This is a genomic window from Mesorhizobium sp. M1334, assembly GCF_040317995.1.
Lineage (GTDB): Bacteria > Pseudomonadota > Alphaproteobacteria > Rhizobiales > Rhizobiaceae > Mesorhizobium.
The window spans coordinates 1-25522 of the sequence record NZ_JAMYLM010000039.1 but is presented as its reverse complement, the minus strand read 5'-3'; the positions used below and the strand labels follow the sequence as shown (position 1 = coordinate 25522).

Annotated in this window: 17 protein-coding genes and 5 pseudogenes; 6 read left to right on the top strand and 16 right to left on the bottom strand. The window is 59.0% G+C overall.

What is annotated here, in order from left to right:
* Positions 1-165 precede the first annotated feature (165 nt).
* The 11 genes and pseudogenes from NKH17_RS31675 to NKH17_RS31630 form a co-directional block, all read right to left on the bottom strand.
* Entirely contained in the window at positions 166-1491 is a 1326-nt protein-coding gene (locus tag NKH17_RS31675) for a type II toxin-antitoxin system HipA family toxin (RefSeq protein WP_352902753.1), read from the bottom strand.
* The gene (locus NKH17_RS31670) at positions 1491-1745 is read right to left on the bottom strand and encodes a helix-turn-helix domain-containing protein (protein WP_352902751.1); all 255 of its coding nucleotides are present in this window, start codon (positions 1743-1745) and stop codon (positions 1491-1493) included. The genes NKH17_RS31675 and NKH17_RS31670 overlap by 1 nt, the downstream gene beginning before the upstream one ends.
* Positions 1746-2457: 712 nt before the next feature.
* Positions 2458-2691: a DUF6429 family protein gene (locus NKH17_RS31665; RefSeq protein ID WP_254819737.1), complete on the bottom strand. Its 234-nt coding sequence runs from the start codon at positions 2689-2691 to the stop codon at positions 2458-2460.
* 305 nt (positions 2692-2996) lie between these two features.
* A complete protein-coding gene (locus tag NKH17_RS31660; protein WP_352902749.1) occupies positions 2997-3545 on the bottom strand; it encodes a class I SAM-dependent methyltransferase in 549 nt (182 codons plus the stop codon).
* Positions 3546-3865: 320 nt separating this feature from the next.
* Positions 3866-4468: a PA3715 family protein gene (locus NKH17_RS31655; RefSeq protein ID WP_352973347.1), complete on the bottom strand. Its 603-nt coding sequence runs from the start codon at positions 4466-4468 to the stop codon at positions 3866-3868.
* 559 nt (positions 4469-5027) lie between these two features.
* On the bottom strand, positions 5028-5342 hold the full coding sequence (locus tag NKH17_RS31650) for a GYD domain-containing protein (RefSeq protein ID WP_352806218.1): 315 nt from the start codon (positions 5340-5342) through the stop codon (positions 5028-5030).
* A gap of 74 nt (positions 5343-5416) precedes the next feature.
* Positions 5417-7723: pseudogene (locus NKH17_RS31645) on the bottom strand (AGE family epimerase/isomerase).
* Positions 7724-7736: 13 nt separating this feature from the next.
* Positions 7737-8223, bottom strand: a pseudogene (locus NKH17_RS33550) (phosphomannomutase/phosphoglucomutase); the annotation flags it as partial.
* 675 nt (positions 8224-8898) lie between these two features.
* A complete protein-coding gene (locus NKH17_RS31640) occupies positions 8899-9867 on the bottom strand; it encodes a metallophosphoesterase (RefSeq protein WP_352806215.1) in 969 nt (322 codons plus the stop codon).
* A gap of 324 nt (positions 9868-10191) precedes the next feature.
* The gene (locus tag NKH17_RS31635; RefSeq protein ID WP_352806212.1) at positions 10192-10395 is read right to left on the bottom strand and encodes a hypothetical protein; all 204 of its coding nucleotides are present in this window, start codon (positions 10393-10395) and stop codon (positions 10192-10194) included.
* A 470-nt stretch (positions 10396-10865) separates the two neighbouring features.
* Entirely contained in the window at positions 10866-12422 is a 1557-nt protein-coding gene (locus tag NKH17_RS31630) for a family 16 glycosylhydrolase (RefSeq protein WP_352806209.1), read from the bottom strand.
* 964 nt (positions 12423-13386) lie between these two features.
* Here NKH17_RS31630 and tnpA point away from each other — a divergent pair.
* The 5 genes and pseudogenes from tnpA to NKH17_RS31605 all read left to right on the top strand — a co-directional run.
* The gene (gene tnpA / locus NKH17_RS31625) at positions 13387-13776 is read left to right on the top strand and encodes an IS66-like element accessory protein TnpA (protein ID WP_352806206.1); all 390 of its coding nucleotides are present in this window, start codon (positions 13387-13389) and stop codon (positions 13774-13776) included.
* Positions 13773-14125, top strand: a pseudogene (tnpB, locus tag NKH17_RS31620) (IS66 family insertion sequence element accessory protein TnpB). Before tnpA ends, tnpB begins: the two are co-directional and overlap by 4 nt.
* Before the next feature lie 69 nt (positions 14126-14194).
* A pseudogene (tnpC, locus tag NKH17_RS31615) lies at positions 14195-15340 on the top strand (IS66 family transposase); the annotation flags it as partial.
* Between the two features lie 86 nt (positions 15341-15426).
* Positions 15427-16370 (top strand): IS630 family transposase gene (locus NKH17_RS31610; protein ID WP_352809076.1). Its coding sequence is split into 2 segments (ribosomal slippage): positions 15427-15763 and positions 15763-16370, totalling 945 coding nucleotides; the frame shifts between segments, so codons are not numbered across the junction.
* Positions 16371-16382: 12 nt separating this feature from the next.
* Positions 16383-16793 (top strand): annotated as a pseudogene (locus NKH17_RS31605) (IS66 family transposase); the annotation flags it as partial.
* Positions 16794-17202: 409 nt separating this feature from the next.
* Here the strand turns inward: NKH17_RS31605 and NKH17_RS31600 are convergent.
* The 5 genes from NKH17_RS31600 to NKH17_RS31580 form a co-directional block, all read right to left on the bottom strand.
* A complete protein-coding gene (locus tag NKH17_RS31600; RefSeq protein WP_352531676.1) occupies positions 17203-17859 on the bottom strand; it encodes an SIS domain-containing protein in 657 nt (218 codons plus the stop codon).
* Positions 17856-18857, bottom strand: coding sequence for a GHMP family kinase ATP-binding protein (locus tag NKH17_RS31595; RefSeq protein WP_352808950.1), 1002 nt, complete (start codon positions 18855-18857; stop codon positions 17856-17858). Before NKH17_RS31595 ends, NKH17_RS31600 begins: the two co-directional genes overlap by 4 nt.
* Entirely contained in the window at positions 18854-20776 is a 1923-nt protein-coding gene (locus NKH17_RS31590; RefSeq protein WP_352808952.1) for an HAD-IIIA family hydrolase, read from the bottom strand. The genes NKH17_RS31595 and NKH17_RS31590 overlap by 4 nt, the downstream gene beginning before the upstream one ends.
* Positions 20776-21828, bottom strand: coding sequence for an NAD-dependent epimerase/dehydratase family protein (locus NKH17_RS31585; protein ID WP_352808954.1), 1053 nt, complete (start codon positions 21826-21828; stop codon positions 20776-20778). Before NKH17_RS31585 ends, NKH17_RS31590 begins: the two co-directional genes overlap by 1 nt.
* A gap of 753 nt (positions 21829-22581) precedes the next feature.
* Positions 22582-23433: a glycoside hydrolase family 16 protein gene (locus NKH17_RS31580; RefSeq protein ID WP_352808956.1), complete on the bottom strand. Its 852-nt coding sequence runs from the start codon at positions 23431-23433 to the stop codon at positions 22582-22584.
* A gap of 824 nt (positions 23434-24257) precedes the next feature.
* Here NKH17_RS31580 and NKH17_RS31575 point away from each other — a divergent pair.
* Positions 24258-25067, top strand: a complete 810-nt coding sequence (locus NKH17_RS31575) for an FkbM family methyltransferase (protein WP_352808958.1) — start codon at positions 24258-24260, stop codon at positions 25065-25067.
* Positions 25068-25522: the final 455 nt, after the last annotated feature.

The window sequence follows — 25522 nt, the reverse complement described above, 5'->3', positions numbered from 1 at the left end:
GACGTGAGCGCAGTTCCAGGCACATGCGCGAAAACGAATGTGTATCAGTGACTTCTGGCCGCGATCTGGCTGCCCGCCTCACAGGCTTGATCGCCCGTCGGTGGATTCGGCCTGGTTCGGTCGGCAAAATGCATAGCCCCGCAGCCCGTTCGTTTCGCACCTCGATCAATGGACGGCGTCAGCCTTGGTCTGAGCGAGAAGGGTGGCGCGCTTACCTATGGCCGACTTGACCGAGTCGACAAGCTGTTCAGGAAAGCCATGTGGCAATGAGACGATCGCGGTGTCGGCCTGCTTCTCCACGTTTCCAGCAATATCTTCGAAGATTCTGCGCATGGCACGCCTGCCCACCCCGGCAAGATCAGCGGTCTGCATGAAGTGGCGGGGCATGATGTCAGGCACCGAATAGTGCCGGCTCTTGCCGACCGACATTGCTAGCTTGAACTTCTTGCGGGGAATCTGTCCGGCATCAAGGCTGGGCTGCGCGCTCAGCACGTCGTAGAGGGGCGTCATGCGGAATCCCCCGCCGGGGCCGAGAAAGATGCTGAAATTCTTAGCGTGGCCGTCGGTCGCGCCAATCAGCCAGAACAAAATGCAGGCGCGCAAGAAGACGGCGATGTCTTCATCAGGCGTATCGCTGCCCTTCAGAAGCTCGATAATCTCCCGCATGCCGGGACCGCCATCGGACTGGTACTTGCGAGTGGGCGGCACCGACAGCGCTTGACAGATATCCTCCTGCGGCAGGCGCAAGAGGCGGCCGTCGCGGGCCCACCACCGGTCGAAGCGCTCTACGATCAGCGTGCGGCGCTCTCCGAAGTCAGCGATCTCCGCTTGGGCGACGGGAACGCCGAAAGCCTGGAGCAGCTTGAGGCACAGATACTCGTTCTCGACGCTATTGGAGAGATCGATACCGTTCGGCAGCTGGCCAATCTGGGGCTTGAGGATATGAGTGGTCGCCGTCGTACCGACTGGTTTGTACCAGCTCCCGTCCTTGCGCAGCAGCGCGGTCTTTTCCTGCGCGCCGGCAATCGAGATGCGGAAATCCTCATCCTCGCCAAGGCCGAGGGGAGCAGCCGCAAGGTTCTTGATTATCCCCGCCACGTCCTCGTTGCTGACCGGCTTGCCGACGATACTGCCGGGATTGCCTGGATCCATGCCATCGGGCAGGAACTGCAGCGCGCCAATGCAGTCATGGCCGAGAGCGGCGAGCATGCTGTATGCGTCCGTGCCGTCGGCGCCGACGCGTTCGGCAACGCGCCTGCGTATCGCGTCACTATCCGGAAGGAGATTGTCGAAGACGTTGATCACGGGCGCGCCGATATAGCGGTCCTCCCGCAGGGGAAGCGAGAGCGAGACCGGGAAGGTGCCACGCCAGTCCAGCCATTCGTGGGCGTATTGGAAGTCGATGGCGCCCGTCGATTCCCTGCGCAGCACGCCCACCAGGCGCCCGTTCAGGAAGACATTTAATGGGATGTGAGCCGGGCGCCGTGCCATCAGAACAGGTCCTCGATGTCAGCGGAGCTGCTCTTGCTACGCTCTCGAACGACGAGTTCCAAGTCGAGGGCGGAGAGAGCGGCCATCAAGGTGCGGAGCTGCACGGCCGGCTCGCCGGCCTCGAGGCGGGACACTGTGCCCTGGCGCAGATGGATCTGGTTACCAAGCGAGCCTTGCGTAAGACCGGCCTGCCTACGCGCGCGGCGTAGGATGGCGCCGAGTTGTTTTGCGTTGCGAGCAATCTGGTCGGTCATGATGGGTCTCCGAGGAGCAGTATACGGGATCGCGCATTAATCGTCAATATACGCGATCCCGTATAATTCAGAAATATACGCGATCCCGTATAAGGACGAAGTATACGCAATCGCGTATGGCGCTCATTACTCGGAACCCGAATACTACGGCACGGCGCCTCTACCGCGATGTCCCACCTACAATCGGGAACAGCGAATGCGCGGCGAAGCGGATGGCGGGGCCGCAACAGCCGTTGTGGGCCAGCCGGTCAAGCTTGGGCCTCGGCGTTCAGGCATCAAGCAAACGGCTCCTCGCCTGCCGCTTCCGAGACGGTCGGAGGATCACAGACGATCGCATCAGCATCATCGATTGGGCATTAAAGGGCGTAAGGGATGGTCTGGGGCTCGCTGGCAATGCCACCCGATCGAGGGGGATTGCTGTGGTCAACATCCGCCCCTGCGCAGGTGGATTGCGGGTTGGTAGCAGTTGTCGAAGCAGAGACGATCAGATCCTTCATTTGCTAGAGAGAAAACTATGCCATCGCCAGATTAGGCAGCAATGGTATGAGGGGATTGCTGCGCATGCCGAACCTTCAAAGTAGCTCAAATCGTTCCCCACGATTAGTTAAGCGACGCCCGAAACCTACCACAAAACCGTCGCCAGAAATCGTAGCCATGCCTCTTGCCCTACGGGCGCTGCGCGCCCCGGGGAACTGGAACACCCGCCCCACGCTCATGGCCCCGGCCGCGTGAACAGGGTGCGGAACAGTTCTTCCGCGCGTCGCAGGCCCTCATCTGTCAGAACCACCGACTTAGCCTTGCTTGCTGGATTCGAGATCAGCCCCTTCTGGTACAGGCGATCCAGAGTATCCCAATCCAATCCCTTCCAGGCGCGCCTCTGTTCATGCAGGGTTAGCCAAAGCAGGGCCAGAGCGGCATCGTCGATCTTGTCGGTGTCGATCTCCATGCAGGCAATCTACCACACGAAACCAGCGTCTGCCGCAGCCTACACCGATTGGTTACAATATGCCCGGCGGCTACCGGGGCAACGGCCCGGCGTTGCGGGCACTGAAGGCGCGGCTCGGCACCACGTGATACTCGCGTTGAAAGGCGTTGCCTTGGGGAACGGCAATGAAATCGAACTCCGGAAAGCCTTGACCTCCAGCAAGACCCGTGAGCCCGTCCTGTTCGGGCCCGGCAGCAGGCGGCGGGTCGGCGCCTGCTGCTGGCCCATGACGTTCGGGAGGGTAACACCACCGGCGATGTGTCGTCTTATGGCTGCGGAGTTCCTAAGGCGGGTTTCTCAAGCACCAGCACATGACTGCCAAGGGGCGACGTGTGGGTGCTCTTGACTTGAAACCCCTCGTCAGAAAGCGCTTCGATGAATTCGCCATCCGTTCCCGGCGGAACGCGGGCAACAACGTTCGAGGTGCGCCTCACAATATTGGAAAGCACCCTTCGCGCCTTGCCTGGGCCGATGTTGCGCTGCATGTGCTGATAGACGGCCAGCAGCAGGACGATATCGTATTTCGGTAGAAGGATATTGCCGAGGCGCCGGCTGCCAAGATTCAGGCGATCGAACCGGGCATGAACCGGGGAGCCGCTCAATAACATTTTTGCAGTCTCGATGTGCGGCTTGGCAATGTCGATCCCGTGGATCGAGCTGGGTTTCAGCTTGGATATCTCATAGGCGACAACGCCCATATTGCAGCCAACATCGAGAATGGATTTTCCGGTGTAGTCGACCTTTGCGGAGAATAGCCCGTCAAGTCTGTCGTCCCACGTTCCTGCAAAACCCCTTTTGAATCTTGACCACCACAAATCATCAGCTCCTTTGGGAAGAGCCCCCTTGAGCGCCTCCTACCACGAGAGAATTAACGGTCGATACCCTTTCAACTGGAATTGATCGCATTGACGAACCAAGGCAAGGACGTGTGCGGCGGCGTCACAACCCCATCACCTTGAGTGCCGCGGGAACCGCGTAGCGGCTGCCGTCATAGCGCAGCCGGTAGGTCCGCTTCACAGGCTTGCCGGGATGGGACTGGCATTCGGTCGGGGGAGGGATTGTCGGTAGTCGACCGCTCGACCGCAATGATGTCACGATAGCCGTGGTGGCGCGCCGGACTCATCGCCAGGCTGACCTAGCTGGAATGAAAGGATCCGGCGCAACTGGCATCGCTATCGCCGCCAGAGCCGGCCACCACGAGGCCGTCGAGCACCAAGCGCAGCGCATCGCTGGCGACGGCATAGAGCCGCAGGTCGGTTTCAGTGAAGGGAGTAGCCTGCGAATGGTTTGCCATTTCGATGCGCAGGCCGAAGGCGGTGACCTCAGGGGCCAGTGCATAGCGGCCGGTGTCGAATTCCACCTTACGGATCGCGATGGCATCATCGGTCATCAGTCCAGGCTGGAGCAGGCGCTGGCGCACCCGCAAGCTCTTTCTATCGACCACCAGTAGCTCGATGTCGCCGACATGCAGGTGGTCGCCGTTAGCACTGTCGATCAGCGGTACCGCTACCAAAAGCAGGTCGTCATGAGCCGGCCAGATCTTGCAGGCCAGGCCGAATGGCGCATCGCTCTCCGGGAGCGTTGAGGCGATGCTCGTATGGGGTACAAGCGTGAACGACGCGCCGTCGGCGCTCTTTTGGGCCTTGGGATAGGCCTGCCGCACCAGGGCGGCGGCATCGCCGCAATCGCCGGCCGTTGCCCGGGCGGGCGACAGGCTGGCGAGGGCGGCGCCGAGCAACAGAACAGGCAACACTATTCGCATGGATTTCTCGCGTCGCGGGGCCGGGTTCGGCCAGGCCCTTCTACGCGAGATTGGTGGCGGCGCACAGTGTGTAGGCAAGTGACGGCTAGCTTCACCCGCTGCGTCAGGACCATAGGGATCCTGGAACGTTTAAGTCCGAGCTCGCTTAGAGACGGTGATCATGAGAACGCCGCCCGAGCGGCCAATTTGTGCCAATGCTGTTCGAGCTACCTGAAACAGATACTGACAATGTGATCTCGATTGCCTTGTCGCGCTCCGATTAGATAAAGAAGCGCTCCGACAAGAAACCGCTACAAAACCGGACCTAGCCGATCCGTCAAGCGCACCTTCTAGGGTGTACATTCCAAAATTAACTCGGCATGACCTCCGTTTCTGATCCCTGAGCCGGGCGCGTTGGCTGTCGGCGCGGTATTGAAGCAGAACCAATGCCGCGCCTGCTTCGGCTTTCCGAAACCCCAGCTTGACTTTCCTTGAGACTTGGCAGCACGGCGCGTTCAATCGCAACCGTGCTGCCTTCAATGTGCAGCCAGTCCAATCATCCGGTGAGCTTGTAAACGCCGGCAGCCTTTTTGGCAGCTGCGAGCACCGCATTCATGTCGAGTTCTTCGAGGACAACGAGGTCCTTTATCCAGCCGTTTGACCGCACCGCCAGTGCTAGGTCCATCCCATCGGCCTGGTCGGGAACCTCAGCATTGATGACAATATCATAGGCGCCGCGAGTAAACATCATACGGGACACCTTGCCACCAACGCTTTCCAACACCGCCTTGATTGCAGCTTCTCGGTCGGAGCCTTGTATCAGTCCCCTGTAGGCGTGGGGCGGATAGTTCCCCAGGATTGTCACTTTCATGGGTATTCCTCCCGATCTTGTACTAGTTTCGTTATTGATCGTTTGACCAACAAGGGGCTACGCGGACAGTTGGGTCAGCCGTAACCCTGCATCGCAACGCCCTTGCTCGTATCCAAAGCTGGCAGCGGGAAAGGTTCGACCTGCCCTGCGGTCTTGTCCAAATACTGCATCAGGGCCGTCACGAGGTGGTAGAAAATGCTCGCGGGGACCTCCGTTGCCAGTGACCTTCCGCGCTCGTCAATCCTGTCGATCCACAAGCCAAGCGGTGCGGGCTCGATATGCCATTTGAAGAGGCGGGCGACACGAGCTTCGATCTCGGGTTTCAGATCAGGCCCTCCGATGCCGTCCAGGGCGACGGCCGCCTTGACAGCCTCGCATTGGGGCCAGCTTCGGGAGAGCCGGTCGAAGGGAATTCCCTGCCGCGACACGGCTGCATAAGCCAGGCCCGTGGCCCGGTTCAATCCGCTGGCGATCGCCGACGAATAGAGCTTCCGGGCGTAGGCTGCCAAGTCTTTCTGCCCGCTTGCCCGCGCGAACTCGACGAGGAGCGAAGCCCATTCGAAATGGTGCCCTGGTTCGGTCCATTGTCCCTCGTCTCCCGGCAAAGGCAGCCAATTGACGTCGAAATGTTCCCCAAGCGTCCAGCTCTCCTGGTCGAAAAAATGGCACCGGAAGAGATCGACGACGCGTGCCGCCCGACGGAGATATGCACGCTCGCCGGTGACATCATGCCAGGCAAGGAAGGATTCCAGCATGTGCATGTGCGGGTTCGAGTACCGTACCCCCTTCCAGCCGGGAGTCTCGAGGAAGCCGTTCAGGCTGACGTCCTCGAGATGGGTGTCGATGAAATGGAACGTCTCTTGTGCCAACTGCAGGGCATCCTGATGGCCGCATCGGTGAGCATGGGCAAGCGCCAGGAGCACGCAGGAATGGTCGTAGGCGTCCTCCGTCGGGTCAGCCACGCTGCCGTCGGAATTAAGGGTGCGCACCCAGCCACCGCGATCGGTGCGGCCGTGTCTCGCGATGAAGTCGATGCCGTGGTCGATGAGCTTGTCGGCCGGTCCGACCCAGCCGCGTTCTTTGGCCACCGCGAAAGCGTAAATCTGGCGAGCCATCGTCCGCATGCGCTTGGGTTTGCCCAGCGGCCTTGCATCGAAACCGAGCGCCTCGTGGAAGCCGCCATACACATCGTCGACACCTGCAGTGGACCACAGCGGCAGGGTTTCGTTGAAGAGCCAATGTTCGACGCGCTTCCGCCATGACCCGCTGATGATGACCCGGTCTTCCGACGCCGTGAACTTCGTCTCGAGTCGTCCGCTCTTCTCGAGTTGTTCGACGACTTTCTTGACATTCTGGCTGTGGCTGACAGGAGCGACGAAAACCGCGTCCGGTGTCGTCACCACCGCCACATTTTTCATTCCGATGACTGTCAGCAGTCTGCCCTGGCTCCGGAGATAGGAGTTGCCGCAATCCATGGCGACAACGTCGCCCATTACGACATTGCCGTCGCGGTCCGTCGGACTGGCTTCCAGCAGCGATTGCCATGATCCAAGGTCGTTCCAGCGGAAGGAAGCCGTAACCATCGCAATACCACGTGCATGCTCCATGACCGCGTAGTCGATCGACGTCGATGGGACAGCCGAATAGAAGCCCTGGGGCAGGTAGATGCCCGAGACGTCGGTCCGTGCAGCCTTATAGGCCCGTTCCGCGGTGTCCCAGATGTCCGGCCGGAAGTCGAGAAATGCCTTCCGCATCGTGTCGGCACGAAACAGGAAGATGCCGGCGTTCCAGTAGAATCTTCCCGAACACACATAGTTGCGGGCCGCCTCGGCATTGGGTTTTTCGACAAAGCGCGAAACGGAAACGGTGGGCACTCCGTCACCAGTTGCCGCAACCTCGATTTAACCGTACCCGGTTTCGGGATGCGTCGGCTTGATGCCGAACAAGACAATGCTTCCTGAATCGGCGGCAGGCATGCCCGCCTCGACGGTTTCCCAGAATTGCGATTCGGTCGATATCTGATGGTCGGAGGGGACCATGAGCACAAGCGCGTCGCCACCAAATTCGGAGAGCGTGTGCAAAGTGGCTATGGCCACCGCAGCGGCGGTATTGCGGCCGACGGGTTCGAAAATCGGTGTGCCGCCGTTCAGGCCGAGCGGATATATATCCGATATAACGCGGTCAGCATGCCGTTCGGAAGCTAGCAGGTAGATCGGCATCTCGCCGTCCGGCCGCGCCTTGAGGCGTCCGACAGTCTTCGCGAGCATGGAGCCGTCGCCCGAAACGTCGTGAAATTGCTTGGGATTGTCTTCGCGCGACAGCGGCCATAGCCGTGAGCCGACGCCCCCGCTCATGACAAAACTTATGATCCGGTCCGACATGGTCCAGTCCCTCTCAGTTGTAGGCTCCGACCTTTGGATTGCGGCGCCGCACGGCATTGAGAGCCCCGAACATCTCGCGACGTCGCTCCGGCGAGACGGGGCCTCCCACGACGACAACAATTTCGGGCTCGTTCAACAAGGCTCTGACCAGAGCCTACGTGCCGTCTGGGCAACGACACGCTCCCATTCACGGTGACGAGATTGGCCAGCGCATGGCTGGCGAACTCGATCCCGTCCTGCGTGAATTCCCCCGCAAGTATCGCGACCACGCGTTTTACCTCCTCTAGGCAGTGGGGCGACATTGTCGGGGTGCTCAAGGTCAGCGGCAGATCGCGATAAAGGTCCGCCGGTGTCTTGCCCAAGCTGCGGTCGAGCATCTGGCAAACAGCTATCGCCGTGAGGAGCCCGTCGTCCTAGCCGCGCCCGACCGGCGGGTTGAAGAAGAAATGCCCCGACTTTTCCAAGCCAGCTGTGGCATCGACGAGTTTGGCAACGCGCCTCTAGATGGCGGTTATGCAAGTAGTGACCAGTGATGGTGTCGGGAACTACACCTATTCGGCCGATCAAGGTGCGAAGCGCCATGCCGATCGCCTGCACGCCGATCAGGTTGAGTTCGGGCTTTTTCTCCCGGTCTGCATGGCCGAACCACCAGCGCGCGTCGTATTCCCGAAAGCCAGTGGCTTTGATGAGAGCACTGCTTTCAAAGACGAATGTGTTCGGCCTGGCTTGGCCGAGCATGTCGAGGGTCACGGTTTTGATCCGGTGTTGCGCGCAACAGTCCTAACACGCTGCCGGGCGCAGGCCCCTTCAGGAATTGGAGTAGTCCTAAAACGCTGGTTCGCGCCGCCTCATCCAATCGGAGTATGCCCGCCGATGGCCAAACGAGGTCTCGTGCAAGAATGGCCATTTGCATGCTCCAAGATGCGTTCTGCTCTGGCGCCAACGACAAGGATGGGGTGCAAGCTGCCGCTGACCGCATTCAGGTTTTCCCTTCCCCGAAAATGTCGAAGAAAGGTGTTTTGGATGCCTGGCTCAGCTCCTTAAAGACATTCTAGTGGAAATCGAGAGCTATCCGCCGAACTCCGCCCGTCCGGAGAAAGGATGAGGGACTGTGCTGCGTTCGTGTTGGAAGGCGATGGGAACACGGCGAAACCCCGACCGCATGTACACGACCATCAATACCCTCGCGCGGAACGGTCCGCGCACGGCAGGTCTCTCTGGGACAGCAGATGTCGTTCGTCGACAGGACGAGAGTTATTCGAGCCGATATCGACGACCATGATCTCCGGCGACACGCCGAAGCGCACCGGCAGCCACGATACGCCCAAACCCCCGGATACGATCATGTGCCGCCCACCCTCGACGATATGCCCATAGGCGAAGCGCTGTCCGTAGGCTGAATTGATGATGGGGGGGCCGATGAATGGCAAGCGCACCTGTCCGCCATGCGTATGGCCGCATAACGTCAGGCTGACACGGTCAGGGACAGTAATGAAGATGTCCGGTTCATGCGCGAGGAGCAATATCGGATTGCCGTCGTCCGGTATTGCGGCCATTGTTCCAGGCAGATCGTCGACGCCCTTGTACACCCCGCGAGAAAACTGCATGGCCCACTGGTCGCCAAGACCCGCGAGCCAGAATGCTGGGCCATCCTGCTGACGGATAAGCGTGGCGGTGTTCTCGAGGACCGGAATTCCATTGTCCACGAGGGCTGCGCGGACGCTGTCCACACCGTGCCACCAGTCGTGGTTGCCGAGAATGGCGTGGCAGCCAAGTGGCGCGGTAAGTTTCGAAAGTGAATTGCCCCAAACAGTGTCGGGCACGATCCCGGTGGCATAGCGCGGCCGCACGCCCATCACATAGTCGCCAAGGAGAAGGATGATGTCGGGCTGCAGGCTATTCGAAACACCGACGATCTCGTCGATCCTGGAAACCGGCATCCAAGGCTCGCAGGCGTGGATGTCAGCGATCACGACGATGCGCAGGGGCTTGGCAGTGGTCGGCCAGCGCGGCGGTAGGACCTTGTAGCGCGTGACGCTCAGTCGAAACCGGGGTTCAATCGCGAGCGCATAACTCGCCAGACCGAATGTCGCGAGCGACACGGCGCCAAAGAGCTTCAGGAATGAGCGCCGCGACGTCAGCACTTGTATTTCCCAGCACAACGAGGTCGGGTTTAGAGATCGCCACGAATTCAGCTGCGGCAACCTGAACCACATCAACCGCGTGAGAGGCCTCGCGGGTCAATAGTTTCCCAAATCGGCGTCACCTGCAAGCATTGGTCTTATTGCGCAGGGGAGGGAGCTCGGGCTAGGACCCGTCAACTGCTCCGATTTGCCACTGATCTCAGGCGGATGGTGTAGATCCATTCCGGAACGAATGCGTCGCCTTAGATGGCGAGCGCCTCCATCTCGACATCGTTCACTTGTTCCCTTTTTTCGCCGGTCGCGGAATCGACCGCGCGCCCAACTTCAGGCCCGTTTGGTTGTCGTGACTGCGATCAGCTCGACCAGGGCCGCGCGATTGAGGAGGGCGCCGTCCGCGCCAGTTTGCGTGATGCGGCAGAACAGGGGTGTTCGATGTTGCTCCACGTCGATGTGCCCGTCGGATGGTGATGCAATGTGGAGCGCGAGGCCTGTCTCGCGAGCGAGTTCTTCCAGTTCGACCTTCCACACCCGGCTTTGGTCATCCAGCTTCGAGCCGACCGCTTCCCGCCTTTGCGTATCGCATGCTTCGGCTGCGCCTCGACAGATTGCGGCGCTCTCGAGTTGAAACCGGAGGGCGAACTTTCGTCGGCTGCAAACCGGCTTCTTACCGCTCTCGCAGTGTTTGCTGCTTGTGTGGCATCATTGGAGAGCGAAAGTAGCTGATGATGCTGCGTGTGCCTGTCTGGGATGTTCATTCGGACCCGAAGCTTGGTAACTCCAGTCTCCTCAGTTCGGTCCGAATGGACAACCTACAGAAAGCTCACAACCAGAGCCTGTTCCATCCCGATGGCATCGGGATGGAACCCCATCTCTTTTGCTTGGCAGATCTTCTCCGAAAACCGGGCTCCCGCTTTTTGCTACGCTGACTTCGGTTCGGGACGATGGCTTCGAGGTGCTGTTATCCAGTCCTTATTCGGCCACGGCAGCCCCGAGTTCCTTCAGGTCACATAGAATGAGGCTGCGGCGAGCGAGAGATGTGGGGAAAGAGTGGCGAACTGTATTTGAGATGCGCCGCCGGCCCCGTCACTGTCGAAAGAGAGCGCCCCAGTTTCACTGTTGTAGATGATATGATCGGAACTGTCATGCGCGGCTGCACCAACAAAGAAAGCTTTGGATGGTAGCCCTCCCGGCTGAAGCCCGGCAAAAACCGTGTCGCTGAGATGGAACGTGTCAAGGGAGCGCTTGAAGTCCGTGATCTTATCGACATTGCCGGCTCCAAGAGCAGTATTGAACGAGAAGGCATCGTGGCCTCCCAAACCGGTCAAGACGTCGGCGCCGAGCCCGCCGTTGATGACATTGTTGCCGGCATTGCCCTGGATGGTCTGGGCGAACTCGTTACCGGTGAGGCTTATCGTCTTCGTGCCGGACGGGTTGTTGGTGGCGAGATGCTCGATCTCCGAGCCGGCCGAAAGCGCATAGCTCACCGAGGCGATCACACTGTCGTTGCCGCCGCCCACTGCCTCAACCACCTTCTCGTTGGCATTATCGACATAGTAAGTGTCGTTGCCGCCATAGCCGATCATCGTGTGGCCGCTGGTTCCATGCAATACATCGGCGCCGCTGGTACCGTACAAGGTGCCATCGCTGGTGTCGCCGGAAGGAGGGACAGTCACGGTTCCAGACCCAGTCTCGGTCCCGGTCGAGCCAGTGATTGGGGGAGCGACGTTCGCGCCCGTGACAGTGTCGCCGCTACCTGTCTTTTGATAGAGCTGCACCTCGTCGACCTGCATCTGCATCGACGATGGGGTCGAGCTGTCGAGAGCCGAATGCCATCCGCTCGCGTTCGAATTCGCGACCCCATTGTTCATCATCAATTCCATCGGTTCATCCGGGATCACGGCCTGTGCGCTGGTCACTTGCGCCATCTGCTTCCCGTCCAGATACCAGGTGATCGATTCACCGGGCACCCAGTTGAGGCCGTACGTGTGGAAGCCCGCCGTGAGGTCGACGCCGCTGTCGACGACGCCACCGGTCGCCCCTGACGGCCCGTGGAGGTGCCAGGCGAAATTATGATCTGTGGGCCCCGAACCGGTGAATCCACCCTCCTGTATATCGATCTCGAAATTGTCGCCGCTGCTGCCCGCGCCTTGGCCGGGCATCATCCAGAGGCCTGGCCATGCGCCGTCGCCACTCGGCGCCTGCATGCTGATCTGAAGGTAACCGCCGTTGAATTCGAAGTTGCCGTAGCTGCTGACAGCGCCGGACGTGATCGGGAATGTTTGTGCCGTCCCCTGATTCATGCCGCTGATGGGCTGTTGGATCGCCGTGAGATCCAAGGTCCCGTTGTTCACGGACACTTGGCTCGGCATATCGTAGTCGGCATTATATGGGCCGCCCGGTGTACTTCCTCCCGACCCATTGGTATTCCATGGCCAGCCGTTGGCGGCATTGCTGGTGATGTAGGTATGCCAATCGCTGTCGAGCGCCGTACCGGAGAAGTTCTCCTCGTAGACCAGGTCGCTAGAGGCAAAGCCTGAGGGTGTGGAAAGCGCCATTTGGTGATCCTCTTTGAGGTTGAAAAAAGGGATTTCTACTGCCGCGCATCGCCGAGGCGCGCGACATGAGCATGCTCGCAGCTACGCACCGCGAACGGATTTCTAAGTAGCGGAGATTTGGAGGTCCTCGCCCAGACATATTGTCGAGCGAGCTTAACGTTAAGCCCGCCCTCGAAGGTGAGTTTTGTCAACGGGAATGCTCATCAGGGCCTCCTCCTTGAAACCATATACGGTGTCGCTGCCGACGCCCCACAAGGTGTTCAACGGTTCCAGCCGCTGCCGGATCGAAGTGAGAGCAACTCTTCCGGCGGACGTAACGCCGAGCCTGTCGTATAGTATAAGCACCGTAGACCATTAGCTCATTGCGGTTTTTTGTTTTAATTTGACCCGCGTCGCTAAGTAAAACACAGGTACTTCCGTTTTCTAACCTTTTCACACACGGCTTTGTACCTGTGTGAATTGATCATTCGAGGACGATGTACGTAACCAAACCTGCCATTTGCGGCGAGAATGAGGCTAGGTGATAACTTATTAACACCTTCTAATGTAGGCAGTGTGTCGAACGGCCGCACCGAAACAGCGTTCCGGGCGCCCTGCGAAAACCGTGTCCGTCGGCTGAAATGTTGCGCTGCTTTGGGCGCCCGTGGCTCGAGCGCACCGCCCGTGTCCATGAGGTGATCAAAAGGGGCAGCTGGAATATCTGCCGTTGCTGCGTGGCGGACGGGCTGACGTGCCTGTGGCTGGAACTGCCGGCCCGGATGTTTGACCGTTTGACCGTGCCGTTTGCGCGGATCGAAAGTTGGAGGCTGGCACCGTTATCGAGCGCAGCCCCTACAGCACCGACAGGCCGCTTGATCGCAACGCCAGCGTGCCTGCATCGTAACCGCTGTTCTCCCCCCCACGTTGCCCATTGTCGCGTGATCTGTGATTGAGTGCCCATGGATGAGCGGCAAGGAGTTTCTCCATGGAGACTACGTTGGAGGTTCTCACGACGCGGCGGGGCCGACGGGAGGTTCATCGCCAATGGCCGGACGCGGTCAAGGCACGGATCGTTTCGGAAAGCTTGCGTCCTGGCGTGACGGTGAACGAGGTCGCGGAACGTCACGGGCTGAAAGCCAATCATCTGTCGTCCTGGCGAACACTGGCCCGGCAGGGTAAGCTGGTTTTGCCTGAGCCGGAAGACGCAGTCGAATTCGCGGCCATGGTTGTCGACACGACCGCGCCGGAGCCGTTGGCTGCCAAAGCCGCCTCCCGCGCCGAGATTGTCGTGGGTCCGGTCACCATCCGTCTTGAGGAAGGGGCGTCTGCTGCCCGGATCGCTGCCATCGCGCGTGCCTTGGCGACGACGACATGATCTTCCCATCGAACCGCGTGCGGATCATGGTGGCGACCAAACCCGTGGACTTCCGCAAGGGTCATGACGGATTGGCGGCATTGGTGAAGAACGAACTGCACAAGGACCCGTTCACCGGCACGGTCTTCGTGTTCCGGTCGCGTAAGGCAGACCGGCTGAAGCGATCTATTGGGATGGCTCCGGTATCGTCCTGGCCTACAAGCGGCTGGAAGAGCACACCTTCACCTGGCCCGGTATCAAGGATGGACTGATGACGCTGACCCACGCCCAGTTCGAAGCCCTGTTTGCGGGCCTGGATTGGCGGCGGGTTCATGCCATCAAGACGAGAACGCCGGAGACTGTCGAATAGCTGCGGCACGATGACTCAGGACGATAGATTCCGAAGGCAAAACGGGTCGGGATTTGGTAACTTCTGGTCATGCTTGATACCGCCGATCTTCCCGACGATGTTGCCGCCCTGAAGGCGATGCTGAATCGCGGCGCGGCTAAGCGAGGCAGGCAAAGACGCCCAGATTGCCCGCAAGGATGAGGGGATCGAACGGCTTGAGAAGCTGGTCGCGGCCTTCAAACAGGCAGCCTTCGGACGCAAGTCCGAGAAGACCGATCCCGACCAGTTCGATCTGGCACTGGAAGACCTGGAAACGGCGATTGCCACGATCCATGCCGAAGACGAGGCGGATGCTCCCGCCGGGAACAGGATTAACAGGCCACGCGCGACCAATCGCGGCTCCTTTCCGCAGCATCTTCCCCGTCTCGAAGAGATCATCGAGCCGGAAAGTCTGGTCTGCGCCTGCGGTGGTTGCCTGCATCGCATCGGCGAGGATGTCTCCGAGCGGCTGGATGTAGTCCCGGCGCAGTCCGCGTCATTGTACCCGCCGCCCCAAATATGCGTGCCGTGCCTGCACCGACGGCGTCGTTCAGGCTCCGGCTCCGGCACAGCTCATCCAGGCGGGCTTGCCGACGGAAGCGACGGTGGCCCATGTGCTGGTCTCCAAATATGCCGATCACCTTCCGCTTTACCGTCAGGCCCAGATCATGAGCCGCCAGGGCATCGATCTCGACCGCTCCACACTTGCCGACTGGGTCGGTCGGGCAGCCTACGAGCTTCGCCCGGTCTTCGATGCGTTGATTGCCGACTTGAAGCGCTCGACCAAGCTCTTCATGGACGAGACCCGTGCTCCGGTGCTCGATCCCGGTTCGCGCAAAACCAAGACCGGATACTTCTGGGCACTCGCGCGGGATGATCGTCCTTGGAACGGAGGTGCGCCGCCAGGTGTGGCCTTCACCTACGCTCCCGGTCGCGGGGCATTCATGCCGAACGGATATTGCAGGGCTTCTCCGGTGTCCTTCAGGTCGATGGCTATGCCGGATACAACAGACTGATCGGACCCGACCGCATCGGCCGGACATTCGGCTTGCCTATTGCTGGGCGCACGCTCGTCGCAAGCTGGTGGAGATCACCCGGAACGCAACGGCACCTATTGCCGAGGAGGGCATCAAACGGATCGGCGAACTGTATCGGATCGAAGCCGAATTGCGCGGCCGTGACCCGGAGGCTCGCCTAGAGCACGTCCTGTGATCGATGAATCGATTGTGAAGTGACGGCTGCGTTTTGTGCTGATTCAACATCCACCTCGAGGGAGGTGGACGATGGGAAGAGCATTGAGCGGTGATCTTCGGTCGCGGGTCTTGAAGGCTTCGGACGAGGGCATGTCGGCGCGGCAAGCGGCGGCGCGGTTCGGCGTGGGAGTGTCCAGCGCGATCCGCTGGATTGCGCGGGCGAAGATCGGCGAACTGGCGCCACGCCCGCAGGGCCGCCGCCGCGCCTCCAGCCTCGATGCGCATGAAGCCTTCATCGTCGGGCTGATCGAGGAGCGCCAGGACATCACGCTGAACGAGATGGTGGAGCGTCTCGTCGCCGAGCAGTCAGTGCGGATCAGCCGCAGCGCCTTGAGCGCCTGGCTTCGCGGTCACGGCTGGACATTCAAAAAAAGTCCGCGCACGCACTGGAGCAGGGTCGCCTCGACATCCTGAAGCGGCGCCGGGACTGGTTCGACGGCCAGCTCGATCTTGATCCGGCGAAGCTCGTGTTCATCGATGAGACCGGCCTCTCCACAAAGATGGCCCGCCTGCGTGGAAGAGCGCCGCGCGGCGAGCGCTGCCGGGCCGGCGTGCCGCATGGCCACTGGAAGACCACGACCTTCACCGGAGCGCTGCGGCTGACGGGCATGACTGCGCCCTTCGTCTACGACGGCGCCATGAACGGCAACGTGTTCCTGGCCTATGTCGAGCAGGTGCTGGTCCCTACATTGTCGGCGGGCGACGTAGTCGTCATGGACAACCTGCCCGCCCACAAGGCCGCCGGCGTGCGCGACGCGATTGAGGCCGCAGGCGCGAGCCTGCTCTACTTGCCGCCCTACAGTCCCGACTTCAATCCGATTGAGAACGCCTTCGCCAAACTCAAGGCGCTGCTGCGAGCAAAGGCCGAGAGAACCATCAAAGCTCTCTGGGACGCGGTCGGCGCGGTCGTCGACCTCTTCACCCCAGCCGAATGTGCCAACTACTTCAAAGCCGCAGGATATGAACCGGATTAAACAGGACGTGCTCTAGCCGGACGACAGGAGCGGTCAGCGCCACTGCTCGCCGACATGCAGGCTTGGCTTGTCCATCACCGTGCCCGTGTCGTGACAAAGTCCCCGCTCGGCGAAGCTTTGGCCTATTTCGCCAAATATTGGGATGGCCTGAGGCTCTTCCTGACCGACGGCCGCATCGAGATCGACAACAACAGCGTCGAAAGAACCATCCGGCCGATAGCCCTCAATCGAAAGAACGCACTCTTCGCAGGGCATGACGCCGGAGCGGAGAACTGGGCGACCATTGCCTCGCTCATCGAGACCTGCAAACTCAATGCCGTCGATTCACAGGCCTATCTGAACAGCACGCTCACCGCCATCGTTAACGGTCACATGCAGAGCCGGATTGAGAAACTCCTGCCGTGGAATTATCGGGCGGAGTAACGTATGCGCAAGACCGTAGTCGGTCCAAAGCGGACTCTCGGCAGCAGGCGATAGCGCTCAAAGAGCGGGGCCAGTCCAAGTGTTCATTTCAGGATCGGCGGCCAAATTCTTGAGCAGTTCCTCGCGCAGGTAGCTCGCCGCTGTAAGAGCCAGAGCATGATCACCCTGCCAGTTTTCCGAGTATTCGCCTCTGTAGGCACGACCGCATTTCCTCAGGACCTCGGCCACTGGCAGGGGTGATCGATCCCCAGTCAAATTTGAACTGCGCAACCATGCGCCAAAGCTCCACCTTGCGGCCGTCTGCGAACCGCCTGGTCTGCTCTTTCACCCCATCGTCGTCTGTACAGGCAAGGTTGGCCCCGCCTATAATTGGCCGCGTTCGTCCAACTGCGGCATGGCTTGTTCTCGATCAGGGTTGCCAAGCCGTCTCGGCGCCAGCTCGATTTGGATTGAGGCCTCCAGCAGCACTGAGCCGTTGTCGCCAATCGCTCCACTTTTGTGTACTTCCAAAGCAAAGACGCTGCATAACGACATGCCCGAACATAGAATGTATATCTTCCGCTAGTTGCATGTCATTTACATTCGCCCAAACCACGTGTTGGACGATCTGCTTGAGCGCTCCTCCACTATATCCACAAAGACCCAACGTGACTGCGCCATGATCATTAGCGTATCGAACAGCGCGCAAAACGTTTTCCGAGTTCCCGCTGCCGGAGATGGCAATGACCAAGTCGCCATCGTTCAGGATGTTCTTCAGCTGCTCGACGAATACATCCTCGAAAGAAACATCGTTGGCGTACGCAAATGTAAGGCCCACATTGTCGATCAGAGTCCGACCACGAAACGGGCGCTTCGTAGAGAGATAGATGCTCTTGTTCCAGTCCGTGATAAAGTGTAACGCTGTAAGTGAGCTGCCACCGTTTCCAAGTGTGATTATTTGCTTGCCGTCTTCCTGTGCCTGCGCGACCAAGGCCACTGCGTTATCAAAGCTTTGGTGATCTAACGAAGCCAGAACGGTCTCGAGCTTTTCGAAATATACTTGAGCGCTGCCGCTGAAGTCATTCATTGGGTGGCCTCCGATGTCGGTTGATAATGAACGATGCGACTCCCGACGAAGTCGAATTTCGCAGGGATATGCTTTAGCTCCCCGAGGGCTACTTTGATTGCGTCGTGGCGATCGAGAGGCGCGAAGAACATGAGAAAGCCTCCTGCACCTGCTCCAAGTAACTTGCCGCCCGTGGCCCCTGCTCGCAACGCAGTTCGGTACCAGCCATCGATTACATCGTTCGTGATTTCTTCAGAGAGGCTCTTTTTTAAGAGCCAGTTCTCATGGAGGATTTCGCCGAAGGCGTCGAGGTTGCATCGATGCAGTTCATCACGAAGGTGATACGTGAGCTCGACCATCCGCCTGAGCGCTTTCCGCTTGTCGGGTGCGCTTGCGATCTCCTCTGACTGTCGGACGAGAATGTCTGAAGCACTACGCGTAATGCCGGTGTAAAACATGAGAACTTGTTTCTCAATTGAAGCGATAAAATCAGCTGGGCATATGAGCGGTGACACCGAGACGCTTTCATCAGGGTGAAACTCGATAAGGTTCAACCCCCCGAAAGCGGCGGCGTATTGATCTTGCTTTCCAATGGGAGCGCCACAAAGTTCGATCTCAATGCGACAACTATCAGCGCCGAGCCTTGCCTTGGAGACATACTGCCCACGAAACGCGTTTAATGCATGTAGAAGGCCAACGGTAAAAGTGCTCGAGGATCCAAGTCCTGTTCCCTTCGATGGAATATCGGCAATTGTTGTTATCTCAACTCCTCCAGGGATTCCAAGATATCCCATCGTCGCCCTTACAATCGGATGCTGGATGTGCTCAACACTGTCTACTTCTTCCGTTTTCGAATAGGCGATTCGAGTGCCACTATCGAACTTGCGGTTCACATTCACGTAGACGTACTTGTCGATGGCAACGCTTAGGACGGCGCCACTTTCCTGCCGATAGAAGGCAGGAAGATCGCTACCACCTCCCACAAAGCTGACTCGAAACGGCGTCTGACTAATGATCATTGAACTGCCTCTGTCAGCTCAATCGCCCGCAATTGGACGCAATGTTCAGCATGCGCCCGCGATGCCAACACGATCGGTGTCTCGTCCTCTTGGCGCGAACTGTAAATGCTCGCTGCAGTGCCCCAATCCATGCCTCGCCGCAAGTATTCTCGCGCTACTCTGGACATCCGCACCTCCTCATCAATATCAACGAAAAATGTGTGTGCACGACCGCCCAAAACCACATCGGATAGCCAAAGAGCGACGGTTCCTTCCACGACCAGGACGGTTTTCGGAGAAACGGTTATGCTTTCCGATCTTGGATGCGATATGCGGCTGAGCTTTTCGTAAAAGGGCAGTTCGTGCGTCTCGCGAGAGCGAACTCCCACTAAGCGGCTTAGAACCTGCCTGATCTCGTCCACACTGGAGCGACCCATCACGGCTGGTTCGCGATCCGCGACGGACCGTATCCAGCGATCAAGAGCAACGATTTCCGTCTCAAAGCCGCGCCCGCGAAGGACCTCCGCGATAGCGCTGGAAAGAAAACTCTTTCCGCTCCGGGAGAGGCCTCCTACGAAACAAACATCACCTGGCTTCACATGCGAGATCAGATCAGATGCTGAATTTATCAAGGGTGGATGAACGGCGAGAATGAACTTAGCTGCCTCCAACAAGTCTGAAACGGTATAGTCGGGCGCGACATGATACTTGCTATCCAACCCGCCCGCGCCCGTCTCGACTAGGATCGATCTGATGCCAGACCGCTTTGCGAGAGCGACATCCGTAGACGAATCGCCGATGACCCAGGATTGGCTGCGATCGATATTGAATGCCTCGACCGCCTCATTAATCAACCCAGTAGAAGGCTTGCGGCATTCACAGCGGATCTTCAGCTCTTCCACCTCACCGATAAAGCCGCGATCTGGATGGTGCGGGCAGAAATAGATGGCATCAACAAAAGCTCCACGGCGGCCAAGCTCAGTTTCCATCTTGTTATGGATCATCCGCAAGTCTCGTGCAGAGCAATTGCCTCTGGCCACAACGGGTTGGTTAGTGACGACAATTGTCCGGTATTCGGCTCGGTTGAAACAAGCGATCGCGGCCGCAGCTCCCTCAATCAGTTCGAAACGTTCGGGACGATCGATGTGTCCATAGTCAACATTGATGCACCCGTCCCTGTCCAAAAATACTGCTTTCTGCGGAGAAGTGAGTGAGGCTCGAGCTATGCAGCCCGATTCAAAGTCGGCGCAAACCTTGTCAAGTCGCGCAGGGGTCCCAGCGTCCTTTATGTACTCAGGGCTGTTGTAGCTTCTAATTTTCATACCGGCCCGAAGCATTTCAGGAAAAAGGTCTTTGCCAAAGTCGAGCGGAGTTACTGTGGCGCGCCACGGGAATAAAGCTTGTCTTCTAATATAGTAAAGAGCCGCGCTGACTTTGTTGGGATAATAGCAATCGGGATCGTGTGGACATGGATAGAACGCGGTAACCATACCGTCTTCTGACGTTTCTATCAGATCGGAATCATGCGGGTGATCATTCGGATGGGTGAAAACTGTTGCGGCTGCTGCCTTGTTTTCTTCATGGAAGCACTTAAAGCGGGTGAGATCGATGTCGAGCATCGTGTCGCCATAGATCGTAAGGAAGTCGTCGTCGAGCAGATCCAAAACGGACAGAACTGCTCCAGCAGTCCCGCGAGGCGAACCGTCATTTACGCAAAGAACGTCAATCCCCCAATTCTCGCGCTGATTGCAAAACTCCACGATTCGCTCGGCAGCGTGGTTCACCAGAATCAAGATCCTCTCGATACCGTGTCGCTTGGCGAGGGCGATTTGATGCTCAAGAAGTGGCCTGCCACCAACGTTGACCAGCGACTTAGGCAAGTCACTTGTCCGGCTCCTGAGCCGCGTCCCTCGACCGCCCGCAAGTACAACCGCCTGCATCACAGGTGTCCTTCCTGTCGCACGATTTCTCCGACGGCTTTTCGAACAGCGTCAGCCGAACCAAGCTGGGGCCGCCAACCGAGTGCACTGATTTTAGCTATGTCATAGGAAAATCGGGGAACATCACCCGTCCAACCGCGGTCTTCAACTCCATATTCGATCCCTGCGCCCGGTGCGACAGCCCCGACAGTCGTCTCCGCTATGAAGCTAACGGTTACCCCGTTGTCCCCGGGGCCGATATTGTAATAGCCAAGCCGCTCGGATGCGTTCGCACGCAAGTATACAATTGCATCAATCAGATCATTGACGTGAAGGTACGCTTTCTGCTGTCGCCCCGATCCCAAAACATTCAGCTTGTTTGGCGTGATCCTTAGCTTTCTCACGAAATCTAGGATGACACCGTGTGTTGCTGGAACGCCGATCACGTTCGGAAACCGAAAGAGCAAAGCCCGAGCTAGCCAGTTCTCGACGGCAGCGCTGATGAGCGCCTCCGATGCGAGCTTCATAGCACCGTAGTTGGAAACGGGCAGCAGCGGCCCGACATCCTCTCTAATCGGAGCCTCCCCCAAATCGCCGTATACTGCTGAACTGGAAGCGAAAGCAAGGAACGGAACCCCCGCCTCCTTCATTGCGTTCAACACGTTGAACGTCGACAGAAAGGTATCGCGTAGATCAACAGAGGCATCGGCGGTTCCCGCAGCAATGTCCGAATTGGCAGCCATGTGCCAAACTTCGGAAATCGGAATGCGACTGTGACAATTCATAAAGCGGCTTCTCACTGCACCGGCGTCTGAGAGATCCACCTTCTCAAAAATGAACCTCTCATGCGTGAGGAGGCCACTTAGGTTTTGCCGAGAACCTCGTGACAGGTCATCAAAGCCGAAGACCGGATATCCACGATCAACAAAGAGCCTTGCGAGCTTGCTTCCTACGAAGCCCGCAGCTCCCGATACAAGAATAGCGTGCGGTTCACCCAACCGGATTGGCCTTTTCTTCGTGGGCGCAAGCTTTGGCGCCTTAAGTCTTTCGGACTGTGCAATGACAACTTCCATTTACAAGCCTTGACCGCTGGAGAGCCGGGAGTTCGACCGGACCGGGCGTTAAAGCTCTGCGCTTGCGTTAAGGTCATGCGTCTCATGCGTCATCTCTGAATTCATCGCATGGTTTTCTCCGATCCGCGATCGTTCCTCAGGGGTAGCCCCATTTTGCTGATCCGCACGGAATTGCACCGCGCTCGCCGGTGCGGCGACGCCAACGGTGATCCCAAGAACGGTCAAGGCGCTCCGCAGTTTGATCCCGCGAAGCGCGCGCGTGGCGTTCGCAGGCTCTCCAGAAGACTCATGGGAGCAAGCTCATGGCGTTCAGAAGCGAATTTTGCCTGATGCCACATCGTCGCCGAGGATCCGACCATCGTGCTGCGTGATCTGTTGGCCCGCGCGATCGGCGAATTCGGAACCGGATGATGGTGTGACCGTCGCGATGAAGGCCGCCGAACAGTGATAGGATCTCGTCGCTGGTCCCACTGTCCAGTGAGCCGGTTGGCTCGTCGGCCTCGCGACCGGCCATGTCGGCAAGCCAATCGAGTCGATCCGCCCTGCAGGAACTGATCCAAGTCCGTCGCCTTCGCGGGACCGATCGACGCGGCGGACACCATCGCACAAGCTCACCGCCGAACTTGCGAGGCGCTTCAGCTGAAGGCGTCGGGCGCGCGCCGCATCAATCTCATTTGCCGCACAGCCGGTGCGGGTCGACGAACCCGTGCCGATCAAACCGCTGCCATGATCGATCGCAGGTGATCGAATGGGTCACCCCTCGATGCTGTCGGTCATGCTCAGCTGATACACCTGAACGTCGGTCACCTCCAGTTCGAGCATTGCTGGGGTCGAACTGTCGTAGGCCGTGTGCCAGCCAGACGCGCTGCTGTTGGCGATACTCAGATTAATGAGCAGGGTCATGGCACCGGTCGGCACGTGAGTAGTGACGGTTCGCTTGAGCACACCATCGAAATAGAACTTGATTGACACGCCCGGTACGTACTCCATGCCCCACACGTGATAGTCGGCCGACAGGTCCACACCAGCATCGAAGAACCGCTGCTCGGTGGTGGCAGCCAGCAAAGCGTTTGCCAGCACTGCGTTGCCCGGCACGGAGCCGTTGAGAAACCCGCCCTCCTGCGTGTCGATCTCGGCCCCGCCCTCGAGATGCCAGAAGCCTGGCCATCCGCCAGTGCTGACGTCCGGCTGCTTCATGCGTATCTGGGCGTAGCCACCGGCAAACGTGAATTTGCCGTGCGTGCAGATGGCGCCCGACTTCCAGGTGTACCCGGCGAACCGGTTGCTTCTCGTCGCAACGATCTTCAAGCCTGATGGGCCAGTGCTGATCTGAGCCGGGTCGAAGTACTCGGCATTGAATCCCCCAGCGTTCATCGCGGAGTACGGCGACGGCACGCTCTGCTGCCAGATACCGTTCTGGTCCGCGATCGCCGCTATCCACTTCGTGGAGTCGAGCGAGTGCCCGGTGAAGGTGTCCTCGAATATCAGCTGACTGGTGGTGTACCCAGCCGGCGGTAGCAGCGACGATCCACCACCTCCACCACTCGTGCAGCACGTGACGATCATGAGCGCTGTGAAACAAACGTACTTCGATATATTTTTCATATTGCCCTCCTCGTAAGAGGGGCTTGACCAAGATGCGATTGCAATGGTCGCCGCCGCTTACCGATGGCACAGCCAATCTTATAGTGAAACGACGAGGACTGGTTACCCCGACTATATTGCGGCGCGGCAGGTGGGCCTCGATGCAACCATAGGGCACCAGGTTATAGAGGTCTCAGTCGGTTTAAGGCTGCTGCCTGACCCTCTTTGTCCTCGCCGCGCATTACAATCTTCAGCGCATTATCCGGCCGCAGCAACGCCTTCGCCTCATCCCATGTCGCACGCAAATTTCGTGGGCCTCATCCGTGGTGTGATCACGGCAATCCTGGGATGGATCGGCTCGTTCGGCGCCATCGTGAGGAAGCCATTAGCGTAGTGCGGTCCGGGCAAGGGTTTGGACTTCGTCCGTCGGTCGCCGTTGAATGTGCGTCCACATGCCTCAGCGCGAACCAGACCACGTTTTTTTGGGTCACCGGGCTGGGCTCGGGAGCGTACTCAGCGAAGCTGTTCGCCGGGACCAAACAATGGTTTTCCGAGCTGAGCCACGCCAGCCGGTCAGGCGAGGAAGTGCTCCTGATGTTCGCAATTTGGAAACCTCCGGCTGATGGCGGTGGCGGCATTATCCAGCCAGTGGTCTTGGGGCGGTGTGTCGATGCCGATCCTCGGGAGGTACCTCTTTATTCCCGCGATCAGGTTCTTGATCGAGTGGTAAAGTCTGCATAGCCGAACGAACATCGTTGCGCTGCGGCCCTCCGGGCGGGCCCTCGACAAGTCACTGTCAACAAATCCTGCATAATCCTGCATAGGTGTCATTGGATGGTTCCTGAATGCTCAAAGTTTTCCTAAGAGATTCGGCTATCAGGCTATACGTGCTGACCGCCAAGCTCGGCCTGCAGCGTCTTCCGCTTTTCCACCGCGCCTATCTTGCGCTTTATCCCCTCTACAAAGGGTATTTTGAAGCAGGCCCAATCGATCAGCTGAGGGAATTCGTGCCAGACGGATCGCTGGTCATCGACGTCGGCGCCAATGTCGGCTTCTTCTCGCTCCGCTTTGCTGAATGGGTCGGCGATGGCGGAAAGGTGATTGCCATCGAGCCGGAGGATCAGAATTACCGCGGCCTGATTTGCGCGCTCGAGCGCGCGGGTCTCCTTGGCCGCGTTGAGGCGCTGAGGGTGGTCGCCGCCGCTGAGCCCGGCAGGACCTTTCTCGAAATCAACCCGCTTTACCCGGCCGACCACAAGCTTTCCCGGAACGGCACCGGCGTGCCGGTCACCGCAGTGACGCTCGACGGATTGCTCGCGGACAAGGGACCTCGGCGCCCGGCGCTCGTGAAAATCGATGTGCAGGGTGCCGAACTGCTGACGCTTCAGGGCATGATCGAGATCCTGAGGTTCGCCCGGCCGGCCCTGTTTGTCGAACTTTCCGACCAGGGATTGAACAAGTTCGGGGCGTCGGTTTTGGTAGTCCTGCGCCTCTTGTCGGATAACGGATACGAGGCATACTGGCTGACCCGGACCGGGCACCAAAAGGCAAGCCAATCCGAGATTGAGGCCAGAACAACCGGCACCAAATCTGCCGATGTGCTGTTTCTTCCTGACAGGCCGCGAACCAGCGCTTCGCACAGCGTCTTGAACTGAACGCCGTTTAGCCTGTTTCGGAAAACGGCTTCCCCGTTGCGAAGCTTCGCGAATTTCTGAGCGACGGAGGAATCGCGCATCAGGTCGTCAGAGAATTTCATCGCGACTTCCATGGCGGCCTTGGGAGCGCCTCGGTATGGGAGCGCTGGATTTCGGATTTCCCGGTCGCACTTGCTCGCTCAGGACGTTCGCCGTGAATCCAGGGTGAGCCTTTCTCAAATATCTGAACAGCGGCCAGACGCGCGGCCGCACTCAAGGGAAGTATTATCGCTTAAGCGGCTTCTTGAAATGGCTGAAACGTAGCCCTCTGGGGCGCAAGCGCGCTGCTCCCCCGCGGGACGGCGCTAAGCGTGCCGTCCTGCGCCATTTTTCACTAGTCAGAGGTAATCCGCAATCACCTTCGCAACCTGCTAAATCTGCCTGTAGAACGGGAGCTGCCGGCTGAGCAAAAGCAT

Bases quoted from the DNA above. Each gene is read 5' to 3' on its own strand.
- NKH17_RS31675 (WP_352902753.1), bottom strand. From the start codon at position 1,491: ATGGCACGGCGCCCGGCTCACATCCCATTAAATGTCTTCCTGAACGGG.
- NKH17_RS31670 (WP_352902751.1), bottom strand. From the start codon at position 1,745: ATGACCGACCAGATTGCTCGCAACGCAAAACAACTCGGCGCCATCCTA.
- NKH17_RS31665 (WP_254819737.1), bottom strand. From the start codon at position 2,691: ATGGAGATCGACACCGACAAGATCGACGATGCCGCTCTGGCCCTGCTT.
- NKH17_RS31650 (WP_352806218.1), bottom strand. From the start codon at position 5,342: ATGAAAGTGACAATCCTGGGGAACTATCCGCCCCACGCCTACAGGGGA.
- NKH17_RS31630 (WP_352806209.1), bottom strand. From the start codon at position 12,422: ATGGCGCTTTCCACACCCTCAGGCTTTGCCTCTAGCGACCTGGTCTAC.
- tnpA (WP_352806206.1), top strand. From the start codon at position 13,387: ATGGAGACTACGTTGGAGGTTCTCACGACGCGGCGGGGCCGACGGGAG.
- NKH17_RS31600 (WP_352531676.1), bottom strand. From the start codon at position 17,859: ATGAATGACTTCAGCGGCAGCGCTCAAGTATATTTCGAAAAGCTCGAG.
- NKH17_RS31595 (WP_352808950.1), bottom strand. From the start codon at position 18,857: ATGATCATTAGTCAGACGCCGTTTCGAGTCAGCTTTGTGGGAGGTGGT.
- NKH17_RS31590 (WP_352808952.1), bottom strand. From the start codon at position 20,776: ATGCAGGCGGTTGTACTTGCGGGCGGTCGAGGGACGCGGCTCAGGAGC.
- NKH17_RS31585 (WP_352808954.1), bottom strand. From the start codon at position 21,828: ATGGAAGTTGTCATTGCACAGTCCGAAAGACTTAAGGCGCCAAAGCTT.
- NKH17_RS31580 (WP_352808956.1), bottom strand. From the start codon at position 23,433: ATGAAAAATATATCGAAGTACGTTTGTTTCACAGCGCTCATGATCGTC.
- NKH17_RS31575 (WP_352808958.1), top strand. From the start codon at position 24,258: ATGCTCAAAGTTTTCCTAAGAGATTCGGCTATCAGGCTATACGTGCTG.